Origin of the sequence: Streptomyces sp. NPDC021020, assembly GCF_044333285.1 — a bacterium.
Taxonomy (GTDB): domain Bacteria; phylum Actinomycetota; class Actinomycetes; order Streptomycetales; family Streptomycetaceae; genus Actinacidiphila.
On record NZ_JBIRQQ010000002.1, the window covers coordinates 394,251 to 412,063 of the forward strand.

Genomic DNA, 17,813 nt, shown 5'->3' on the forward strand with positions numbered 1-17,813 from the left:
CCGCCGTGCCCGAGCAGTCCGAGGAGCGGGAGCAGCCCGCCGTACGCAGCGAGCGCGACGGTCCGGTGACCACGGTCGTGCTGTCCCGCCCCGCGGTGCGCAACGCGGTGGACGGCCCCACCGCCCGCGCGCTGGCCGACGCCTTCCGGGCCTTCGACGCCGACGAGGACGCGTCGGTCGCCGTGCTCTGGGGCGAGGGCGGCACGTTCTGCTCCGGTGCCGACCTCACGGCGATCGGCACCGCCCGCGGCAACCGCGTCACCGACCCGGCGGGCGCACCGGACCCCGACGGCGACGGGCCGATGGGGCCGACCCGGATGCGGCTCGGCAAGCCGGTGATCGCGGCCGTCGCGGGCCATGCGGTGGCGGGCGGGCTGGAGCTGGCCCTGTGGTGCGATCTGCGGGTCGTCGAGGAATCGGCCGTCCTCGGCGTCTTCTGCCGCCGCTGGGGCGTCCCGCTGATCGACGGCGGTACGGTGCGGCTGCCCCGGCTCGTCGGCGCGGGCCGGGCCATGGACCTGGTGCTCACCGGCCGCCCGGTGGACGCGGCGGAGGCGCTGGCCATCGGCCTGGCCGACCGCGTCGTGCCCGACGGCACCGCGCGCGAGGCGGCCGAGCGACTGGCCGCCGACATCGCCGCCTTCCCGCAGGTGTGCCTGCGCCAGGACCGGCTGGCCCTGCTGGAGCAGGAGGGCCTGCCGGAGCCCGAGGCGCTGGCCGTCGAACTGGCGCACGGGCGGATCTCGCTGGCCGAGGCGTCGCGGGGCGTGGCCCGCTTCACCGCGGGCGAGGGGCGGCACGGCGCGTTCGACGGCTGAGTCGGCTGAGACGGCTGACCCGTCCCGGGAACGCCCGGACCCCTCCCGGAGCCGCGGCCGCCCCACCCGTGTTCGAAGCTGCCTCGGCCCGGCCCCGGGCCCTGCGCAGGGGCAGCCCCAGCGCCCGGGGCCGTGCCCCCGTCCAGGTCGGGATCGCCCCCCGTCCGGGTCGGGACCGTCCCTGCCCACGCCCGGGGCCCCGCCCGGCCCGAGGGGCTGCCTCTGTCCGGGCAGGGAGTCGCGCGTGTCCCGGGGGCCGCCCCGCCCCGTCCGCGGCAGCGTCAGTGGCGGAAGAGCCGGAGCCGGGTGTGGACCAGGGTGATGCCGTGCTCGCGGCAGGCGTCGGCGACGTCGCCCGAGCGGATCGAGCCGCCCGGCTCGGCGATCCAGCGCACCCCGTGCCGGGCGGCGTGGTCGACGTTGTCCCGGAAGGGCAGCGCACCGTCCGAGGCGAAGGCGACCGAGGTCAGGCCCGCCGCCCACGCCCGCCGCTCGTCGGCGCCGAGGCCGTCCGCCGGGGCGGCCAGCGCGCGGCCGAAGCGCGCCCGCTCGTCCGCGGTCATGTCGCCCTCGATGAAGCGCACCTGCCAGTTGACGCGCTCCTGACGGCGTACGGACGGCAGGAAGTCCAGCGTGCGCACCGCCGGGTGGCGGCGCAGCCACCACAGTGCCGCCTTCGCGCCCGCCAGCCGGGTGCAGTCCACCCGGGACTGTTGCCCCGCCCCGATGCCCAGCGTGGCCCCGTCCCGCACGTAGCAGACCGAGTTGGACTGGGTGTAGCGCACCACGGCAAGACCGAGCAGCAGGTCCTCGGCGGCGGATGCGGGCAGCGGCCCACCGCACACCACGTCGTCCAGCAGCCCGGCGTGCAGCGGCACGTCGTCCCGCGCCTGCGTCAGCCGCAGCCCGTGCAGCTCGCGTTCCTCCTGCGGCGGCGCGACGAAATCCGGATCCGCCTCGACCACCAGGAAGGCGCCCTTCTTCTTGCGGCGCAGCGCGGCCACCGTGCCCGGCTCGAAGCCCGGCGCGATGACGCCGTCGCTCACCACATGGCCCAGCAGGTCGGCCAGCTCCGCGTCGACCGGGTGCGACACCGCGGCGAAGTCGCCGTACGAGGACTTCGGGTCGGCGTCCCGGGCCCGGACGTAGGCGCTGGTCAGCGCGCCCGCGCCGGGGTCGGTGCGGTAGAGGGCCGCGGTGGCGGCGTCCAGCGGCCCGGCGAGCGCCGCCCCGGCGGGCGAGACATGCTTGAAGGACGCCGCGGCCGGCCGCCCCAGCGCGCCCGCCGCCTCCCTGACCAGCTGCCAGCCGCTCAGCGCGTCCAGCAGGTTGATGTAGGACGGCTCGCCGCCCAGCACCCTCAGCGGCCATGCCCCCGCCCGCACCGGAGCGGCGCTCGCCGCGGTCTGCTGGGGGTTCGTCCCGTAGCGCAACTGCACGTGCAGGCCTCCTCGCTCGGAGCCCGGCGGTGTGTCCCGGTGCCGGGCCCGAAGCGAAACGGACGCACGGTGCACGGAGGACGGCCGGGCCGCGTTGGCGGAAGGCGCCCAGGCGGTCGACGCTCACGCGAACGGACGGCCGCTCCCCGGTGGTTGGCCCACCCTCGCCAGTCGCGGCCAGGGCCGACTGTAGCCGAGCCCCGCGCCGCCCGGCAGGGGAGCGCGGCTGTGAATCGCGCGCCGCGCTCAGCGGCTCCCGAGCCCGGCCGCGAAGGACAGCACCAGCTCGGCGACGCGCTCCGGCGCCTCCAGGATCGACGTGTGCCCCACACCCGGCAGCGGATCGACGCGGGCCCCGGGCACCGCCCGGTAGTCGCCGTACGACGCGGGCACCCAGCGGCGGTCCTGCTCCCCGTAGACCGCCTGCACCGGTGTGCCGAGGGCCGCCAGCCGCTCCGGCACCGGCTGCTCCGCCAGGTAGTCGTAGGAGGCGCGCATGGTCGTGAGGAAGGAGCGGAAGCTCATCAGGCGCAGTTCCTCGGCCAGTATCCGCGGCGCGTCGCTGCCCTCGGGGAAGCTGCCGCCGGAGAAGGCGCGGATCTGCTCGTCGGTCGGCGGCCACTGCACCTCCGCGGCGGCGGCCCCGGCGTCCTGGGCGGCGAGGGCGTCGCGGCGCGGGCCGGTGTTGACCAGGACCAGCGCGCGCACCAGCTCGGGGTGCCGCTCGGCGAGGGCGACCCCGGTGTAGCCGCCGCTGGAGTGGCCCACGACGACAGCCGGTCCGGCGTCCAGCAGCTCCAGCACCCGCGCCGCCCGGTCCGCCTGCTCCGGGATGCCGTACGCGCCGTCGGCCGGCTGCTCGGACCGCCCGTGGCCCAGCAGGTCGATCCGGATGACGCGGTGGGCGGCGGCCAGGAACGGCACCATCGCCTGCCAGGACATCGAGGACGCCCCGGACCCGTGGACGAGCAGCAGGGCCGGGGCGTCGCGGGGTCCGTCCTGGCAGACGTGGATGCCGCCGCCGTCCAGCGGCAGCAGCGACACCGCCGCGGTGACGGGGCCGTCCGTGCGAGGTGATTGCGCATCAGGAATCGTCATGCCGACCATTGTCGGCGCCGCGTCGCGCCCCCGCGGGCATCGCCCACGATCGGGGGCGCGTCGCGGGGGGAGGGCCGCGGGGCCCGGCCTCCCGGGGCTCATGCCCGGCCGGCGCCGGCCGCCGCCCGCATCGCCCAGGCCAGGCAGCCCAGCGCGGCGGTGGAGGCCAGGGTCCGCGCGATGTTCCAGTGGATCCACGCGGATTCGAAGTGCGCCCGGACCGCCGCGATGTCGTGGATGCGCCCGGGCGCGCCCGCGTCCGCGAGCGTGTTGTTGAGCGGCACGCTGAAGCCCATGGTGATCAGCAGCGACAGCGCGTAGAGCGCCACGCCGGCGATGATCCACGGCAGGGCCGGGCGCCCCTCGCCCCCGCGGTGCAGCACCGCCGCGACGATGCCGAGCACCAGGGCGCCGCCGAAGGCGAGGGTGAACCAGCCGTTGAGGATCGCGACGTTGATGCGCTGCATCGCCTCCACGAGCGTGCGGTCGCCGGATCTTCCGAGGCCCGGCATCACGGCGACCGAGAAGGCGAAGTAGAGGCCGGCCATCAGGCCGGTGGTCAGGGTCGCGGCGAGCAGGACGAGGCCGCTCAGGGTGCCGTTCACGGCAGCTCCTCGGGTGGTCGGGCGGCGGTCGGGCCGGGGCGAGGGCGCGGCGCCCTGCGGAGCGGGGCCGTAGGGGCCGGGCGCGGCCTGCGCGTGCGGGGCGGCGCCCGGCGGCAGGGACGGCTGCGGGGCGTACAGGGCTCGGGCCGGGGGTATGTGCGGGGCTGACCGGGCGCCCTGGGCGGGGGGCGTCTGGGGCGTGTACGGGGCGCCCTGGGCGGGGGGCGTCTGCGGTGTGTACGGGCCGGGCCGGCCCGGGGACATCTGCGGCGTCTGCGTCATGACCTCAGTCAATCGGCGCGCCCCGCCCCCGGCCATCGCCGAGAAGCTCACCCGCATACGCGTGCGTCCACGCCTAGGCTGTGCGCATGGATGCCCTGGCCAGCCTGCTGGACGGTCCCCGCGCGCACGGCGCCTTCCTGCTGCGTTCCGTCCTCACCCCGCCCTGGTCGCTGCGGATCGCCGACCGGGCGCCGCTGACGCTCGTGCACGTCGTGCAGAACGACGCGTGGATACGCACCGAGGGCGTCCCCGCGCGCCCGCTGCACCCCGGCGACACCGCCGTGGTCCGCGGGCCCGAGCCGTACACGATCGCGGGCGACCCGGACACCGAGCCGCGGATCGTCATCCACCCCGGGCAGGTGTCCACCACCGCCGACGGCGTCGGGCTGTGCGAGCGGATGGACCTCGGGGTGCGTACCTGGGGCGACACCCCCGCCGACCCCGCCCGGCCCGGCCAACTGCCGCCCGGCTGCGGCGTCCTGGTCACCGGCACGTACGAAATGGGCGGCGAGATCGGCGGCCGGCTGCTGTCCGCGCTGCCGCGCGTGCTGGTGCTGCCCGCCGCGGCGTGGTCCAGCCCGCTGCCCGCACTGCTCAACGACGAGGTCGTACGCGACGAGCCCGGCCAGGAGGTCGTGCTCGACCGGCTGCTGGACCTGCTGCTCATCGCGGTGCTGCGGGCCTGGTTCGCGCGCCCCGAGGCCGCGGCCCCCGCGTGGTACGCCGCACAGGCCGACCCGGTCGTCGGGCCCGCGCTGCGGCTGCTGCACGACGACCCCGCGCACCCCTGGACGGTCGCGGACCTCGCCGCGCGCACCGGAGTCTCCCGGGCCGCGCTCGGCCGCCGCTTCACCGAACTGGTCGGCGAGCCGCCCATGGCCTACCTCACCGGCTGGCGGCTCGCGCTGGCCGCCGACCTGCTGCGCGAGCCGGACGCCACGATCGCCGCGGTGGCCCGCCGGGTCGGCTACGGCAGCCCCTTCGCGCTCAGCGCGGCCTTCAAACGGGTCCGCGGCGTCAGCCCCCAGCAGTACCGGGAACGCACCGCGGCGGCCTCGTAGCCCGCGGCGCCACGCAAAAGCACGCGAGCGAGCACACGCAACGGAGCACGGACCAGCGAGCGGACACGACGGAAGGGGCCGGACGGCATGACGCAAGAGGGCACGGGATCGGGGACGGACGCGGGCGCGCCCGCCGGTACGGAAGGCGCCGCCGCGGGCAGATCCACCGCCCTGACCGGCTTCACCGGCAACGCCCGCCCGTACGCGGGCGGCGACCCCTACGCCGACTACCGCGCGGCCACCCGAGCACGCGCGGAGCTCGCGGGACTCGTGGACCTCGCCGACCGCAGGCTCGGCGCCGGGGTCATGGCCGCGGGCGACGAATTCTTCGCCGAGCGCGAGAATCTGCTGCTGCGCGCCCCCGCCGCCTTCGAACCGGAGCGCTTCGGTCACAAGGGCAAGGTCATGGACGGCTGGGAGACCCGGCGGCGGCGCGGCCCCTCCGCCGGCCTCCCGCACCCGCAGCCCGGCGACCACGACTGGGCGCTGGTCCGGCTCGGCGCGCCGGGCGTCGTCCGCGCCGTCGTCGTCGACACCGCGCACTTCCGCGGCAACCACCCGCAGGCGGTGTCCGTGGACGCGGTCGCCGCCGATCCGGCGGCCGCGCCGGAGGAGCTGCTCGACCCGGGCCTGCGCTGGACGGAGCTGATCGGCCGGGCGCCGGTGGGCGGCCACGCCGAGAACGTCTTCGCCGTCCACCACGAGCGCCGCTTCACCCACCTGAGGCTGCGCCAGCACCCGGACGGGGGCGTCGCCCGGCTGCGGGTGCCCGGCGAGGTGGTGCCCGACCCGGCGTGGCTCGCGGCGCTCGGGACCTTCGACCTGGCGGCGCTGGAGCACGGGGGCACGGTGCTGGACGCCTCCGACCGCTTCTACTCGCCGCCCGAGAACACCCTGCTCCCCGGCCGCCCGCAGCGGATGGACGACGCGTGGGAGACCAGGCGCCGCCGCGACACCGGCCACGACTGGATCAGCTACCGGCTCGTGGAGCAGGGCGAGATACGCGCCGTCGAGATCGACACCGGCTGCCTGAAGGGCAACGCCGCGGGCTGGGCCGAGCTGTGGGTCAAGGACGCCCCGGACGGCGGCAACGGGGACAACGGCGGCACCGGCGGCTCCTGGACGCGGCTTCTGGACCGGGTGCGGCTGCAACCGGACACCGTCCACCGCTTCCTGACGGCCCCGGTGCTCGCCACCCACGCCCGGCTCGACATCTTCCCGGACGGCGGTGTCGCCCGGCTGCGGCTGCACGGCTCGCTGACCGGGCAGGGCGCCCGGCGGCTCGCGGCCCGCCACACCGCGCTCTCCTGACGGCCGCGGGCGCCGAACCGCCGGCGGCGGACGTACGGGTGACCGCCGCGCGGACGTACGACGGACGGCGGCGCTCGGACGAGGGCCGGTGCGGGCCCCCGCTCCGGCTCAGCGTGCGCCGAACAGCTCCAGCAGCCCGTCCTTGCCGAACATCCTGGCGGTGTCCACGGCCGAGGGCGCGCCCGCGTCCGGGTCGGCGCCCGCCTCGACGAGCGCGGCGACCACGTCGTCCTCGCCCTTGAAAACCGCGCCGGCCAGCGGGGTCTGGCCGCGGTCGTTGGCGCGGTCGGGCTCCGCCCCGCGCTCCAGCAGCGCCCGGACGGCGGGCGCGTGGCCGTGGTAGGCGGCGAGCATGAGCAGCGTGTCGCCGCGGTCGTTGGTCAGGTTCGCCGGGACCCCGGCGTCGACGTAGGCGGCGAGCCGGTCGGTGTCGCCCTGCCGGGCCAGGTCGAAGACCTGGGAGGCGAGCTGCAGGACCTCCGGGTCGTGCGCGGGCTCCTGGTCGGCCGCGGGCGCGGGGCCCTGGCCGGGGGTCGGCTCGTTCATGGGGTCAGACTAGGCAGCGGCCGGCGAAGAAGGAGACCACCACGCGCTGCGGCGCGCCGTCCCCCGCCCGGATGTCCAGTGGCACGCACGCCCGCCCGTCACCCGCGACGAAGAAGGCCCCCAGAAAGGAGGTCACAGCGCCGGGGCAGCCCTGGAAGCTCACCGCGGGGGTCGGCGCGAGGCCCTGGTCCCCGCCGAACTCCAGGCCCGCGCGGGCCCGCTGCTCGGGCCCGATCACGACGGTGACCGGGCCGCCGCTGCCGAGGACGGCGCCGATCATGTAATGCCAGCCGTCCGAGTCGTGGAGGCCGTACGCGCTCTGGTCGCCGTCCGCCAGCGCGCGCAGGCCGCGCAGGGTCAGCGGGCCGACCCTGACGTCCGTCGCGGCGGGCGCGGTGGGCGCCCCCGAGCGGTCCGCGGTGCCGGCCGCGCTCGTACCGGCGCCTGTGCTCATACCCGCCCCCGTACCCGCGCCCATCCCCGTACCCGTACCCCGGGCCGTCCCGGTGGCGCGGCCGTCTGCACAGGTCACGGGCCGTGGGTGGGCGATGCTGCCGACCGGTGGGCCGGGGGAGGCCGCCGGTGGCGAAGGGGCGTGCGCGGCGCCGTGGCCGCCCGCCGAGCAGCCCGCCGCGAGCAGCAGGCAGGCCGCGGGTAACGACAAGAGGATCGCCCGGCCCATCGGGGCCGTGTGCCGGTGCCGTCCTGACATGGACATCACCCCCGTTCAGGACGGTACGTGCTCAGCCCAGCGGCGACCAGACCGCCAGTTGCCGCACCAGGGCCACCTCCCCGGTCACCCGCAGCGGCCCCGCGCCGTCCCAGGGCAGCCGGCGGTGCAGGGCGAGCAGCAGGTCGCTCGCGGGCGCGGACACCGTCGCGTCCGCCTCCGGGCGGCCCGCCCCGGCGGAGCCGCGGACCGCCGAGGCGCCCGTCGCGTCGAGTATCAGCGTCCAGGCGCGGCCCTCGTCCGCCACCAGCGCGACCCGGGCAGGGGAGTCCGGCCAGCCGTCCAGCGCGCCGAAGGTGACGTGCAGCAGCTCGTCCAGTGCGTCCAGCGCCACCCCCGGCGGCACCGGCTCGGCCGCCCCCGCGGCCTCCTGCGCGTCCCGTACGTGCACGGCCGCCTCCCGCACCTGCTGCCGCGCGACCGCCCCCGCCGTGGCGCGGGCCCCCGACTCCGCCCACCACGTCCAGCACGGCGCCCCGGCCCCCGCGGCGCGCAGCGCCCCGACCAGCGCCGCCGTACCCGCCGCCGACCACTCCAGCAGCTCGCCCGCGGGCGGGCGGTGCGGGGCCTCCGCCCCGGCGGGCGGCCGCCGCGCGGGGCCCGCCGCGACGACCGCGGCCCACAGCCGTTGCGTCGCCCCCACGTGCGCCACCAGGTCGGCCACCGTCCAGTCCGGGCACGCCGGGACCACGGCGCCCCCCGGCGCCGCGCGCACCGCCGACCGCAGCGCGGCGGACCGCTCCTCGATCAGCCCGAGCCAGCCGTCGAAGGCGTCCGGCGAGGAGGCGGGGGAACGGGGGGAAGGGGACGGGGGAGGCGGCGGTGACGGCGGTGACGTCTGCATGCCCTCCGTTGTAGCAGCGAAGGACGACACCCCGGCCCCCGAGGGGAGGCTCCCGGCGGCACCGGCCGCCCCCGCAACGGCGGGCGGCTTGCGGGGCTTTGACCAAATCCGGCCACGGGGGGCCTGTTCACGGCGCCGCGAAGGCTGTTCCATGGTGATCGTCAGACCCGTGGGACGCGCCCGCCCCGCGGTGGCCCACCGCACCCGCGGTGCGGCCCGTCAGCGAGAACCGGATGAGGTGTCCTTGGCTACGACCGTGACCGCCACGACGGTGCGCCTACCGGCCGCCCCGCTCGGCCCGGAGAATCCGCTGCCCGCGCTGCGCCCGAACGGCGAGCTGCACCGGATCGACCCGGCCGACCTCCCCGGGCTGCCCGCCGACATGGCCCGGCAGATCGGCTACGCGCCGCTGCGCACCGTGCTGCCGGTGCGCGTCCTCGACGGATACGGCCGGGACCGCGCGCCGGCCGGCATCGACGCCCTCGTCGTCGAGAACGCCCGGCTGCGCGCCACCGTGCTGCCCGGCCTCGGCGGCCGGCTCCACTCGCTCGTCCACAAGCCCACCGGCCGCGAACTCCTCTACCGCAACCCGGTCCTCCAGCCCGCCGACTTCGCGCTCGCCGGCGCCTGGTTCTCCGGCGGGGTCGAGTGGAATCTCGGCGCCACCGGCCACGCCGCGCACACCTGCGCCCCGCTGCACGCCGCCAAGGTGCCCGCCCCGGACGGCGGCGAGATGCTGCGGCTGTGGGAGTGGGAGCGGCTGCGCGACCTGGCCTTCCAGATCGACTTCTGGCTGCCCGAGGACTCCGACTTCCTCTACGTCGGCATCCGGGTGCGCAACCCGCACGACCGCACCGTGCCCGCCTACTGGTGGTCCAACACCGCCGTGCCGGACACCGACCGCACCCGCGTCCTGGCGCCCGCGCAGGCCGCCTGGCACTTCGGGCACCAGCGCCGGCTGCGGCAGGTCGCAATGCCCGCCCCCGAGCCCGGCGGCCCCGACGTGAGCTACCCCGGCGGCTCCGAGCACGCCGCGGACTACTTCCTCGACATCCGCGGCGACGACCGCCGCTGGATCGCCGCGCTCGACGGCGACGGGCGCGGCCTCGTCCAGACCTCCACCGACCTGCTGCGCGGCCGCAAGATCTTCTGGTGGGGCCGCGGTCGCGGCGGCCGCCGCTGGCAGGAGTGGCTCACCGAACCGGGCACGGGCGGCTACCTGGAGATCCAGGCGGGCCTGGCGCGTACCCAGTTCGAGCACATCCCGATGCCCGCCGACACCGACCTGTCCTGGCTGGAGGCGTACGGGCCGCTGGCCGCCGACCCCGAGCGGGTGCACGGCGCCGACTGGGGCGCCGCGCGCGCCGAGGCCGCGGCCCGGCTGGAGGCCGCGCTGCCGCGCGCCGCCGTCGACACCGCCTACGCCGACTGGCTGGGGCAGGCCGACGCCGAGCCCAAGGAGATCCTGCACACCGGCTCCGGCTGGGGCGCCCTGGAGGCCGAGCGCGGCCATCTGCGGCTGCCCGGCACGCCCTTCGACGCCACGACGATGGGTGAGCCGCAGAAGCCCTGGCTCGAACTGCTGCTGGCCGGCGTCTTCCCGCGCCCGCCCGTCGGCGCCGCACCCGGCCCGGGCCTGGTCGCGCCGCAGTGGCGCGAGCTGCTGGAGTCCGCCGACACCTACCCCGGCAACGAGTGGTTCCGCGACTACTACCTCGGCATCGCCCAGTGGGCCGCCGGCGACCGGGCGCAGGCCGTCCGCAGCTGGGAGCGCTCGCTCGCCGCCCACCCCTCGCCGTGGGCCGCCCGCGCGCTGGCCGTCGCCGACACCGTCGAGGGCCGCACCGACCGGGCCGCCGACCGCTACACCGCGGCCTGGGACGAACTGGCCGACACCGCAGGGCAGTACGGGCCGCAGGTACGCGACGTGCAGCGCGCGCTGCTCGCCGAGGCCGTGCCCGTGCTGCTGGACGCCGGCCGCCCCGCCGAGGCGGCACGGCTGCTCGCCGCCCCCGCCCTCGACGGGGGCGCCCCGCTCGACGACGGCCGGATCCGGCTGCTGCGCGCCCGTACCGCGCTCGCCCGCGGCGACGCGCCCGCCGCCCGCGCGCTGCTGGACGCCGGGATCGTCCTCGCCGACCTGCGGGAAGGCGCGGAGGAGCTGAGCGACACCTGGACCGCAGTGGCCGAGCGGCTGGTCGCCGGGGAGGGCGAGATCACCGACGCGGTACGGGCCGAGGCCCGCGCCGCGCACCCGCTGCCCGCGCACTACGATTTCCTGATGCGCCCCGAGGAGAGCTGACCGCCCGTCACCGGCCGCCCCTCCCGCGGCGAAAACCGTTGGCCCGCGCGTGACCCGCGCGGCCACAGTGGTGTGCGCGCCCCCGGCCGGTCCGGGGGCGACCACCACCACATCACCGGGGGAGGGACAGCCATGTCCACACTGCGGGTGACCGCCGAGCGGCTCACCATCACGGAGCACCCGAACGCCGACGCGCTGGAGCTGGCGCAGGTCGGCCTGTACCGCGCGGTCGTCGCCAAGGGCGCCTACCGGACGGGGGATTTCGCCGTCTACATCCCCGAGCAGGCCGTCCTGCCCGACCCGCTGATCGGCGAACTCGGCCTGACCGGACGGCTCGCGGGCGGCGCCGCCAACCGCGTCAAGGCGGTACGGCTGCGCGGCGAGCTGTCCCAGGGCATCGTCTGCCGCCCGGCCGCGCTCGGCGACGCCGACCTGGAGCGCGCCGCCGCCGAGGACGAGGACTTCGCGGAGCGGCTCGGCATCACCAAGTGGGTGCCGCCGGTGCCGGTGTCGATGAGCGGGGACGTCGAGTCCGCGCCCGACCTGCTGCCCTGGACCGACATCGAGAACCTCAAACGCCACCCCGGCATCTTCGCCGCCGGCGACCTCGTCACCGTCACCGAGAAGCTGCACGGCACGGCCTGCTGCCTCACGTACTACGCGGACGGCGGCGCCCTCCACATCACGTCCAAGGGCCTCGGCTCGCAGCGCCTCGCCCTCACCGAGGCGTCCGGCAACCTGTACTGGCGCGCCGTCCGCGGCCACGGCCTGCCCGCGCTCGCCGCGGAGCTGGCCCGCACCCTCGGCGCGGCCAGGGTCGGCATCTACGGCGAGGTCTACGGCGACGGCGTCCAGGACCTCGGCTACGGCGTCGACGCGCGCCGCGAGGTGCCCGGCTACGCCGCCTTCGACGTGTGCGCCGACATCGGCGGCCGGCTGCGCTGGCTGGACCCGGCGGAGCTGCCGGTCGGCGACCTGCCGCTCGTCCCGCGCCTCTACCACGGCCCCTTCGACCTCGACCGGGTGCTGGAGCTGGCGCAGGGCCGCGAGACGGTCTCGGGGCGTGAGGTGCACATCCGCGAGGGCGTCGTCATCCGCACCGCCGACGACACCTACAGCCCCGTCCTCGGCGGCCGGGCGATCGCCAAGGTCGTCGGTGACGCGTACCTGACGCGCAAGGGCGGCACCGAGTACGAGTGAGGTCCGCGCGGGCCCGGCCTTCGGAGGCCGGGCCCGCGCCATTTCCGGCCCGGCGCCGCATGGACCGGCCAGGGACGGGTACGCGGCTGGGGGTCAGCGAGACAACCGCACGCCCGCCCCGCGGTGAGAGGACACCCAGCGATGACCGACGACATCAGCCCCGACGGCGCCCAGCCCCCCGCCCAGCGCGCGCTGCACGAGATCGCGAACGGCAGCGAGAACGTCGTCGCGCTCAGCACCCTCGCGGTGAGCGACGTGCTGCTGCCGGTCCCGGGCAGCGAGGAGCAGCCCGGCGGCGGCGAGGCCGAGCTGCCCCCGGAGATCCAGCTGCCCGTCTACGAGCAGAACGACGGGCGGCAGCTCGTCCCCGTCTTCACCTCGGAGTCCCGGATGGCCGAGGCGCTGCCCACCACCCGCCGCTACCGGCTGGTCCAGCTCGCCGCGCTCAGCGGTGCCTGGCCCTCCGACGACCTGATCCTCTCCATCGACACCGGCAACGCCGACGCGCTCAGCATCTCCGGCCAGGGCGTCCGCGCCCTCGCGGGACTGGTCGGCGGCAGCAACTGACCGCCGCCGGGCGGCCGCCCGCGGGGGCGGCCACCCGGCACGCTACGCTCACGCGGGTGAACGAAGGCCCCGCGCAGCTTCCCGACCTGGTCATCTTCGACTGCGACGGGGTGCTCGTCGACAGCGAGCGGCTCGCCGTCGACATCGATGTGGAGATGGTCGCCCGCCTCGGCTGGCCCATGCCGCGCGACGAGGTGATCGAACGCTTCGTCGGCCGCTCCTTCGCCGACATCGCCGTCGACATCGCCACCCACCTCGGGCACCCGCTCCCCGACGGCTGGGACACCGAATGGCGCCGCCGGGTACGTGTCGCCCTCGACACCCACCTCACCGCCGTCGACGGTATCGAGACAGCCCTCGACGCGCTCGCCGCCCGCGGGGTGCCCATGTGCGTGGCCTCCAGCACCGGCCACGAGGGGCTGCGCCGCACGCTCGGCCACACAGGGCTGTACGACCGCTTCGCCGGCCGCATCTTCAGCGCCGCCGACGTCCCCCGCGGCAAGCCCGCCCCCGACCTCTTCCTGCTCGCCGCCCGCACCCTCGGCGTCCCGCCCGCGCGCTGCGCAGTCGTTGAGGACAGCCCCTACGGCGTCACCGCCGCCCGCGCCGCGGGCATGCCCTCCTTCGGCTACGCCGGCGGCCTCACCCCCGCCCACCGCCTCGCCGGCCCCACCACCACGGTCTTCACCGACATGCGCACCCTCCCGACCCTCCTCGGCCTCTGACCCGCCGGACGGGAGGGCCGCGGCACCCGCCGCAAGTGGCACCGCGTGTCGCGCCAGGGGCGCGGGGAACTGCGCGGCCGGCCACGACGGCGGGAAGGTCGCGGTAGCCACCGCAAGTGGCACCGCGTGTCGCGCCAGGGGCGCGGGGAACTGCGCGGCCGGCCACGACGGCGGGAAGGTCGCGGTAGCCACCGCAAGTGGCACCGCGTGTCGCGCCAGGGGCGCGGGGAACTGCGCGCTCGGCCACGACGGCGGGAAGGTCGCCGTACCCACCGCAAGTGGCACCCCCGGAGCGACCCCATCCGCATGCGCCGAGCCCTCGCAGGGGCGAAGGTGGGACGTGGGGCGTCCACCACCGTGGGGGCGACCCCGCGGAGCGCCACGTGGAGGTGCGCCATGGCGATCAGCGTGCCGTACGGGGGACGGCCGGACCCCGGCCTGCCCGTGCCCGCGTACTGGGACGCGCATCTGGCCGCCGCTACGTCCGGCAGCGAGGACGCGGGCGGCGGGCCGCGGCTGCTGGAGGCGGCCTGCGGCTACTTCACCCGGCGGGGCCTGTACAGCGGCCCCGGGCAGGTGCTCGCCGCACCCGGCGCGGAACCGCTGCTGCTCGCGCTGCTCGCCGCCGCGGGCGGCGACCCCGTCCTCGCCCGCCCCGCGCCCGCGTGGCAGGCCCCCGTCGCCGCGCTCCTCGGGCGCCCCGTGCACGCCGTGCCCAGCGCGCCCGAGGGCGGCGGGGTGCCTGACCCGTTCGCGCTGCTGGAGACCGTCCGCCGGGCCCGCGCGGCCGGCGCCGACCCGCGGCTGCTGGTGCTCTCGGCCGCCGACGACCCGACGGGCACCGTCACCGCGCCCGAGCTGCTGCACCAGACGTGCGAGGCCGCCGCCGAGGCCGGGCTCCAGCTCGTCTCCGACGAGACCTACTCCGACACCCTGCACCACCGCGACACCGTGCTGCTCAGCCCCGCCGAGATGCTGCCCGACCACACGGTGGTGCTCACCGACCTGGGCGCCACCCTCGTCCCGGCCTCCGTGCCCGTGGCGCTCGCCCGCTTCCCCGCGACCGCGCACGGCACCGCCTGGCGGCAGCGCACCGCCGCCGCCCTCGCCGCGCTGCGCGCCGTCCTCCCGGCGCCCGTCGCCGCCGCGGCCGGGTACGTCCTGGCCGAGCCCGCCGAGGTCACGGGGTTCGCCGCCGCGGCGAACCGGCTGCACGCGCGCGTCGCCGCCGCGGCCCACCGGACGCTCACCGGCGCGGGCGGCGTGTGCCGGCCCCCCAGAGCCGGTTTCCAGCTCTACCCGAGGCTCGACGCCGCCGGGCTCGACGCGCCCGCCCTCGAAGCGCGGCTCGGCGCGGCGCTGGGCCGTACCGTCCCCGGCGGCCACCGCTTCGGCGACGACCCCGCCGAGCCCCGGGTCAGGATCGGCACCGGCGCGCTGCACGGCCGCACCGACCGCGAGCGCCGCACCGCGCTCGCCGCCGCCGACCCGCTCGCCGTCCCCCATGTGGCCCAGGCCCTCGCGGCGCTCGGCGCCGCCGTCGGCGCGCTGACCGGCACGGACGAGGTCAGCGGTTCGGCGGGCGTGGGATCGCGGGGCGACCGGCGCTGACTTACGTTCGAGGGGCCACCGCGATCCCCCGGACCGACCGACCCGCCGGAGCACCCACCGGACGAACCCGCACCCCCGCACGGAGTCCCGATGACCGATCAGAGCGAACGGATGCCGGCCACCACCGCGACCGCGCCGCGCCCGCCCGGCGAGCGCAGGAACTGGCCGAAATCCTTCGCCGACCGGCTCACCGAACCCCGGCCGGGCCTGCGCACGGTCGTCCGCGCCGTCCGCGAGTGCGTCATCCGCCCGCCCGCGCACACGCTGCGGCAGGTGCCGCTGCTGCCCGTCGAACCCGGGCCGCTGCCCGTCGCCGGGCCCGGCACCCTCGCCGTGACATGGGCCGGGCACGCCAGCTGGGTGCTGCGGATCGGCGGACTCACCGTGCTCACCGACCCGGTCTGGTCGCGCCGCATCCCCGCGACACCCGCGCGCGTCACGCCCGTGGGCGTGCCCTGGGAGGATCTGCCGCGCATCGACGCGGTCGTCATCAGCCACAACCACTACGACCACCTCGACGTCCCGACGCTGCGCCGGCTGCCCCGCAGCACCCCGCTCCTCGTGCCCGCCGGACTCGGCAACTGGTGCCGCCGCCGCGGCTTCTCCCGGGTCACGGAGCTCGACTGGTGGGAGGCCACCGAGATCGGCGGCGTCCGCTTCGACTTCGTGCCCGCGCACCACTGGAGTCGGCGCACCCTCACGGACACCTGCCGCTCGCTGTGGGGCGGCTGGGTCCTCACCGACCCCGCGGGACCGCGGCTCTACTTCGCCGGCGACACCGGATACGGGGACTGCTTCACGCGGATCGGCCGCGCCTTTCCCGGGATCGACGTGGCGCTGCTGCCCATCGGGGCGTACGCGCCGCGCCGCCTGCTCAAGGGGGTGCACATCGACCCGGAGGAGGCCGTGACGGCCTTCCTCGACCTCGGGGCCGCGGTCATGGCGCCCATGCACTGGGCGACGTTCCTGCTCTCCAGCGAGCCCCCGCTCGAACCCCTCACCCGCCTCCGCGCGGCCTGGGACGCCGCGGGCCTGCCCCGGGCGTCCCTCTGGGACCTCCCCATCGGCGGCTCCCGCCTCACCGATGCCCCGGGCCGGTCCGTGACCCCTTGAGCGCCCCGTCCGGAGCGCCTCCGGACCGCACCCGGCGGTAGAGCGCCGGGCCCGCGGCGATGGCGAACGTGAGGCCGACCGCGAGGGCGACCCCCTGCCAGGGCTCGGGGAAGAGGGAGCCGCCCAGGATCCCGATGAGCTGATACGTCGCCGCCCACGCGAGGCACGCGAAGACGTCCCCCCGTACGAACTTCCGCAGCGGCATCTCCGCGAGCAGGCACGCGACCATGACCGGGATCCGCCCTGCCGGCACCAGCCGGGAGAGGACGAGCACGGCGGCTCCGTGTTCCTCCAGCCGCCGCTGCGCGGTCGCGAGCGTCCGCGCGTCCGCCCGGTCGTGGAGCCGCCGCAGCCACCGCGACCCGCCACGCGACCGCGCGCCGCGCAGCCCCAGCAGATAGAGGCCGACGTCGCCGACGAGCGCGGCGAAGGAGGCGACGCAGAAGACGCCGAGCAGCGCGAAGGGGTCGGTCTGGTGGAAGGCGACGACCGCCGCGCCGGACACGATCGCCCCGGTCGGCACGACGGGCACGAGCGAGCCCAGCACCACCAGGAGGAAGAGCGAGGGGTAGCCGACGACCTGCTGGGTGCTCTCGGAGGACGGCGGGCGGGTGGTCGTCGCGGCGGTGGCGAGGAGGCCGATCACCCGGCGGTCCCCCGCCCGGCGCCGTCGGGGACCCGTACGGTCCCGCCGTGCGCGAGGCAGTGCACGGCGACGCGGGGCGCGGTACGGGCGGCGAGCCGTACGAACTCCTCGCCCGGGGAGTGGAATTCGTGCGGGCGGACGGCGTCCATCCCGATCGGCCAGAACGTGCCGTAGTGCACCGGCACGGCGACGCGCGGCCGCAGCCGCGCGAGGGCCCGGGCGGCGCGCGCGGGGTCGAGGTGGCCGTGGCCGAGGAAGGGGCCCCAGCCGCCGACCGGGAGCAGCGCGGCGTCGCAGGGCCCGACGGCCTCGGCCATGCCGTCGAAGAGCCCGGTGTCACCGGCGAAGTACGTGCGGGCGGCGCCCTCGACGACGTACCCGAGCGCGGGCGCCCGCTGCGGCCCGAACGGCACCCGCCGCCCGTCGTGCGCGGCGGGCACGGCCCGTACGGTCACCGGCCCCGCGTCGAAGACGTCGCCGGGCCCCACCTCGGTCAGCCGCAGCCGGTCCCGCACCCGCCGCAGCGCGGGCACCGCCGCGCCGGCGCCGCGCGGCAGCAGCACCCGTGTGCCGGGCGCGAGCCGGGCCAGCGACCCGACATGCAGGTGGTCGGCGTGCAGATGCGAGACGAGGACGACATCGGCCCGCGCCGCCCCGGCCGGCGGCACCTCCCCCCGGCGCCGCCGCAGATGCGCCAGCCGCCGCGCGAACACCGGATCGGTGAGCACCGTCACCCCGGAGTCCCGCACGCTCACCATGGCGTGCCCCCACCACGTGATCTCCACCACCCGCACTCCTCTCCCCCCTCCCCGCACCGTACGCCGCCCCGCCCGGCGCATGCCGCGCCGGGGACAGACCAGGGGCGCGGGCAACCCCCACCGGCGGGTGGTCCGGCGACGGCCTGTCGTGCCCCTC

17 protein-coding genes and 1 riboswitch are annotated in these 17,813 nt (G+C 77.2%); of the genes, 9 read left to right on the top strand and 8 right to left on the bottom strand.

Going from position 1 to position 17,813, the window contains the following annotated elements; genetic code table 11:
* Window positions 1–5 precede the first annotated feature (5 nt).
* Window positions 6–818, top strand: a complete 813-nt coding sequence (locus ACH4SL_RS06125) for a crotonase/enoyl-CoA hydratase family protein (RefSeq protein WP_398442219.1) — start codon at window positions 6–8, stop codon at window positions 816–818.
* A 281-nt stretch (window positions 819–1,099) separates the two neighbouring features.
* On the opposite strand, the gene ACH4SL_RS06130 is transcribed toward ACH4SL_RS06125, so the two are convergent.
* From ACH4SL_RS06130 to ACH4SL_RS06140, 3 genes are all read right to left on the bottom strand, one after another.
* Window positions 1,100–2,257, bottom strand: a complete 1,158-nt coding sequence (locus ACH4SL_RS06130; protein WP_398442220.1) for a phosphoribosylaminoimidazolecarboxamide formyltransferase — start codon at window positions 2,255–2,257, stop codon at window positions 1,100–1,102.
* Between the two features lie 99 nt (window positions 2,258–2,356).
* Window positions 2,357–2,442, bottom strand: a riboswitch (ZMP/ZTP riboswitch).
* A gap of 61 nt (window positions 2,443–2,503) precedes the next feature.
* On the bottom strand, window positions 2,504–3,355 hold the full coding sequence (locus tag ACH4SL_RS06135) for an alpha/beta fold hydrolase (protein ID WP_398442221.1): 852 nt from the start codon (window positions 3,353–3,355) through the stop codon (window positions 2,504–2,506).
* A 98-nt stretch (window positions 3,356–3,453) separates the two neighbouring features.
* Window positions 3,454–4,242: an anthrone oxygenase family protein gene (locus tag ACH4SL_RS06140; protein ID WP_398442222.1), complete on the bottom strand. Its 789-nt coding sequence runs from the start codon at window positions 4,240–4,242 to the stop codon at window positions 3,454–3,456.
* A gap of 86 nt (window positions 4,243–4,328) precedes the next feature.
* Here ACH4SL_RS06140 and ACH4SL_RS06145 point away from each other — a divergent pair, with 86 nt between their 5' ends.
* Both ACH4SL_RS06145 and alc read left to right on the top strand, forming a co-directional pair.
* Complete coding sequence (locus tag ACH4SL_RS06145) at window positions 4,329–5,303, top strand: AraC family transcriptional regulator (protein WP_398442223.1); 975 nt, start codon at window positions 4,329–4,331, stop codon at window positions 5,301–5,303.
* Between the two features lie 87 nt (window positions 5,304–5,390).
* Complete coding sequence (gene alc, locus ACH4SL_RS06150; protein WP_398442224.1) at window positions 5,391–6,614, top strand: allantoicase; 1,224 nt, start codon at window positions 5,391–5,393, stop codon at window positions 6,612–6,614.
* A 108-nt stretch (window positions 6,615–6,722) separates the two neighbouring features.
* Here the strand turns inward: alc and ACH4SL_RS06155 are convergent, their stop codons facing one another.
* From ACH4SL_RS06155 to ACH4SL_RS06165, 3 genes are all read right to left on the bottom strand, one after another.
* A complete protein-coding gene (locus ACH4SL_RS06155; protein WP_398442225.1) occupies window positions 6,723–7,160 on the bottom strand; it encodes an ankyrin repeat domain-containing protein in 438 nt (145 codons plus the stop codon).
* A gap of 4 nt (window positions 7,161–7,164) precedes the next feature.
* The gene (locus ACH4SL_RS06160; RefSeq protein ID WP_398442226.1) at window positions 7,165–7,614 is read right to left on the bottom strand and encodes a hypothetical protein; all 450 of its coding nucleotides are present in this window, start codon (window positions 7,612–7,614) and stop codon (window positions 7,165–7,167) included.
* A gap of 289 nt (window positions 7,615–7,903) precedes the next feature.
* Window positions 7,904–8,734, bottom strand: a complete 831-nt coding sequence (locus ACH4SL_RS06165) for a maleylpyruvate isomerase N-terminal domain-containing protein (RefSeq protein ID WP_398442227.1) — start codon at window positions 8,732–8,734, stop codon at window positions 7,904–7,906.
* 244 nt (window positions 8,735–8,978) lie between these two features.
* On the opposite strand from ACH4SL_RS06165, the gene ACH4SL_RS06170 reads away from it, so the two are divergent.
* From ACH4SL_RS06170 to ACH4SL_RS06195, 6 genes are all read left to right on the top strand, one after another.
* Window positions 8,979–11,036: a DUF5107 domain-containing protein gene (locus ACH4SL_RS06170; protein WP_398442228.1), complete on the top strand. Its 2,058-nt coding sequence runs from the start codon at window positions 8,979–8,981 to the stop codon at window positions 11,034–11,036.
* A gap of 132 nt (window positions 11,037–11,168) precedes the next feature.
* On the top strand, window positions 11,169–12,236 hold the full coding sequence (locus tag ACH4SL_RS06175; protein WP_398442229.1) for an RNA ligase (ATP): 1,068 nt from the start codon (window positions 11,169–11,171) through the stop codon (window positions 12,234–12,236).
* 141 nt (window positions 12,237–12,377) lie between these two features.
* On the top strand, window positions 12,378–12,803 hold the full coding sequence (locus ACH4SL_RS06180; RefSeq protein ID WP_398442230.1) for an SseB family protein: 426 nt from the start codon (window positions 12,378–12,380) through the stop codon (window positions 12,801–12,803).
* Between the two features lie 56 nt (window positions 12,804–12,859).
* Window positions 12,860–13,528 carry an HAD family hydrolase gene (locus tag ACH4SL_RS06185; RefSeq protein WP_398442231.1) on the top strand — a complete coding sequence of 223 codons (669 nt, stop codon included), beginning with the start codon at window positions 12,860–12,862 and terminating at the stop codon, window positions 13,526–13,528.
* A 396-nt stretch (window positions 13,529–13,924) separates the two neighbouring features.
* Entirely contained in the window at window positions 13,925–15,139 is a 1,215-nt protein-coding gene (locus ACH4SL_RS06190) for an aminotransferase class I/II-fold pyridoxal phosphate-dependent enzyme (protein ID WP_398442232.1), read from the top strand.
* Window positions 15,140–15,229: 90 nt separating this feature from the next.
* Window positions 15,230–16,252, top strand: a complete 1,023-nt coding sequence (locus ACH4SL_RS06195; RefSeq protein ID WP_398442233.1) for an MBL fold metallo-hydrolase — start codon at window positions 15,230–15,232, stop codon at window positions 16,250–16,252.
* On the opposite strand, the gene ACH4SL_RS06200 is transcribed toward ACH4SL_RS06195, so the two are convergent.
* Complete coding sequence (locus ACH4SL_RS06200; protein WP_398442234.1) at window positions 16,218–16,898, bottom strand: DedA family protein; 681 nt, start codon at window positions 16,896–16,898, stop codon at window positions 16,218–16,220. The two genes, ACH4SL_RS06195 and ACH4SL_RS06200, sit on opposite strands and share 35 nt — an antisense overlap.
* Window positions 16,895–17,737 (bottom strand): MBL fold metallo-hydrolase, encoded by an 843-nt coding sequence (locus ACH4SL_RS06205; protein ID WP_398442235.1) that lies wholly within the window; start codon window positions 17,735–17,737, stop codon window positions 16,895–16,897. Before ACH4SL_RS06205 ends, ACH4SL_RS06200 begins: the two co-directional genes overlap by 4 nt.
* Window positions 17,738–17,813: the final 76 nt, after the last annotated feature.

Excerpts from the sequence above, each read along its gene's own strand:
- ACH4SL_RS06135 (WP_398442221.1), bottom strand. The coding sequence starts at position 3,355 with ATGACGATTCCTGATGCGCAATCACCTCGCACGGACGGCCCCGTCACC.
- ACH4SL_RS06140 (WP_398442222.1), bottom strand. The coding sequence starts at position 4,242 with ATGACGCAGACGCCGCAGATGTCCCCGGGCCGGCCCGGCCCGTACACA.
- ACH4SL_RS06145 (WP_398442223.1), top strand. The coding sequence starts at position 4,329 with ATGGATGCCCTGGCCAGCCTGCTGGACGGTCCCCGCGCGCACGGCGCC.
- alc (WP_398442224.1), top strand. The coding sequence starts at position 5,391 with ATGACGCAAGAGGGCACGGGATCGGGGACGGACGCGGGCGCGCCCGCC.
- ACH4SL_RS06155 (WP_398442225.1), bottom strand. The coding sequence starts at position 7,160 with ATGAACGAGCCGACCCCCGGCCAGGGCCCCGCGCCCGCGGCCGACCAG.
- ACH4SL_RS06160 (WP_398442226.1), bottom strand. The coding sequence starts at position 7,614 with ATGAGCACAGGCGCCGGTACGAGCGCGGCCGGCACCGCGGACCGCTCG.
- ACH4SL_RS06165 (WP_398442227.1), bottom strand. The coding sequence starts at position 8,734 with ATGCAGACGTCACCGCCGTCACCGCCGCCTCCCCCGTCCCCTTCCCCC.
- ACH4SL_RS06175 (WP_398442229.1), top strand. The coding sequence starts at position 11,169 with ATGTCCACACTGCGGGTGACCGCCGAGCGGCTCACCATCACGGAGCAC.
- ACH4SL_RS06180 (WP_398442230.1), top strand. The coding sequence starts at position 12,378 with ATGACCGACGACATCAGCCCCGACGGCGCCCAGCCCCCCGCCCAGCGC.
- ACH4SL_RS06190 (WP_398442232.1), top strand. The coding sequence starts at position 13,925 with ATGGCGATCAGCGTGCCGTACGGGGGACGGCCGGACCCCGGCCTGCCC.
- ACH4SL_RS06195 (WP_398442233.1), top strand. The coding sequence starts at position 15,230 with ATGACCGATCAGAGCGAACGGATGCCGGCCACCACCGCGACCGCGCCG.
- ACH4SL_RS06205 (WP_398442235.1), bottom strand. The coding sequence starts at position 17,737 with ATGCGCCGGGCGGGGCGGCGTACGGTGCGGGGAGGGGGGAGAGGAGTG.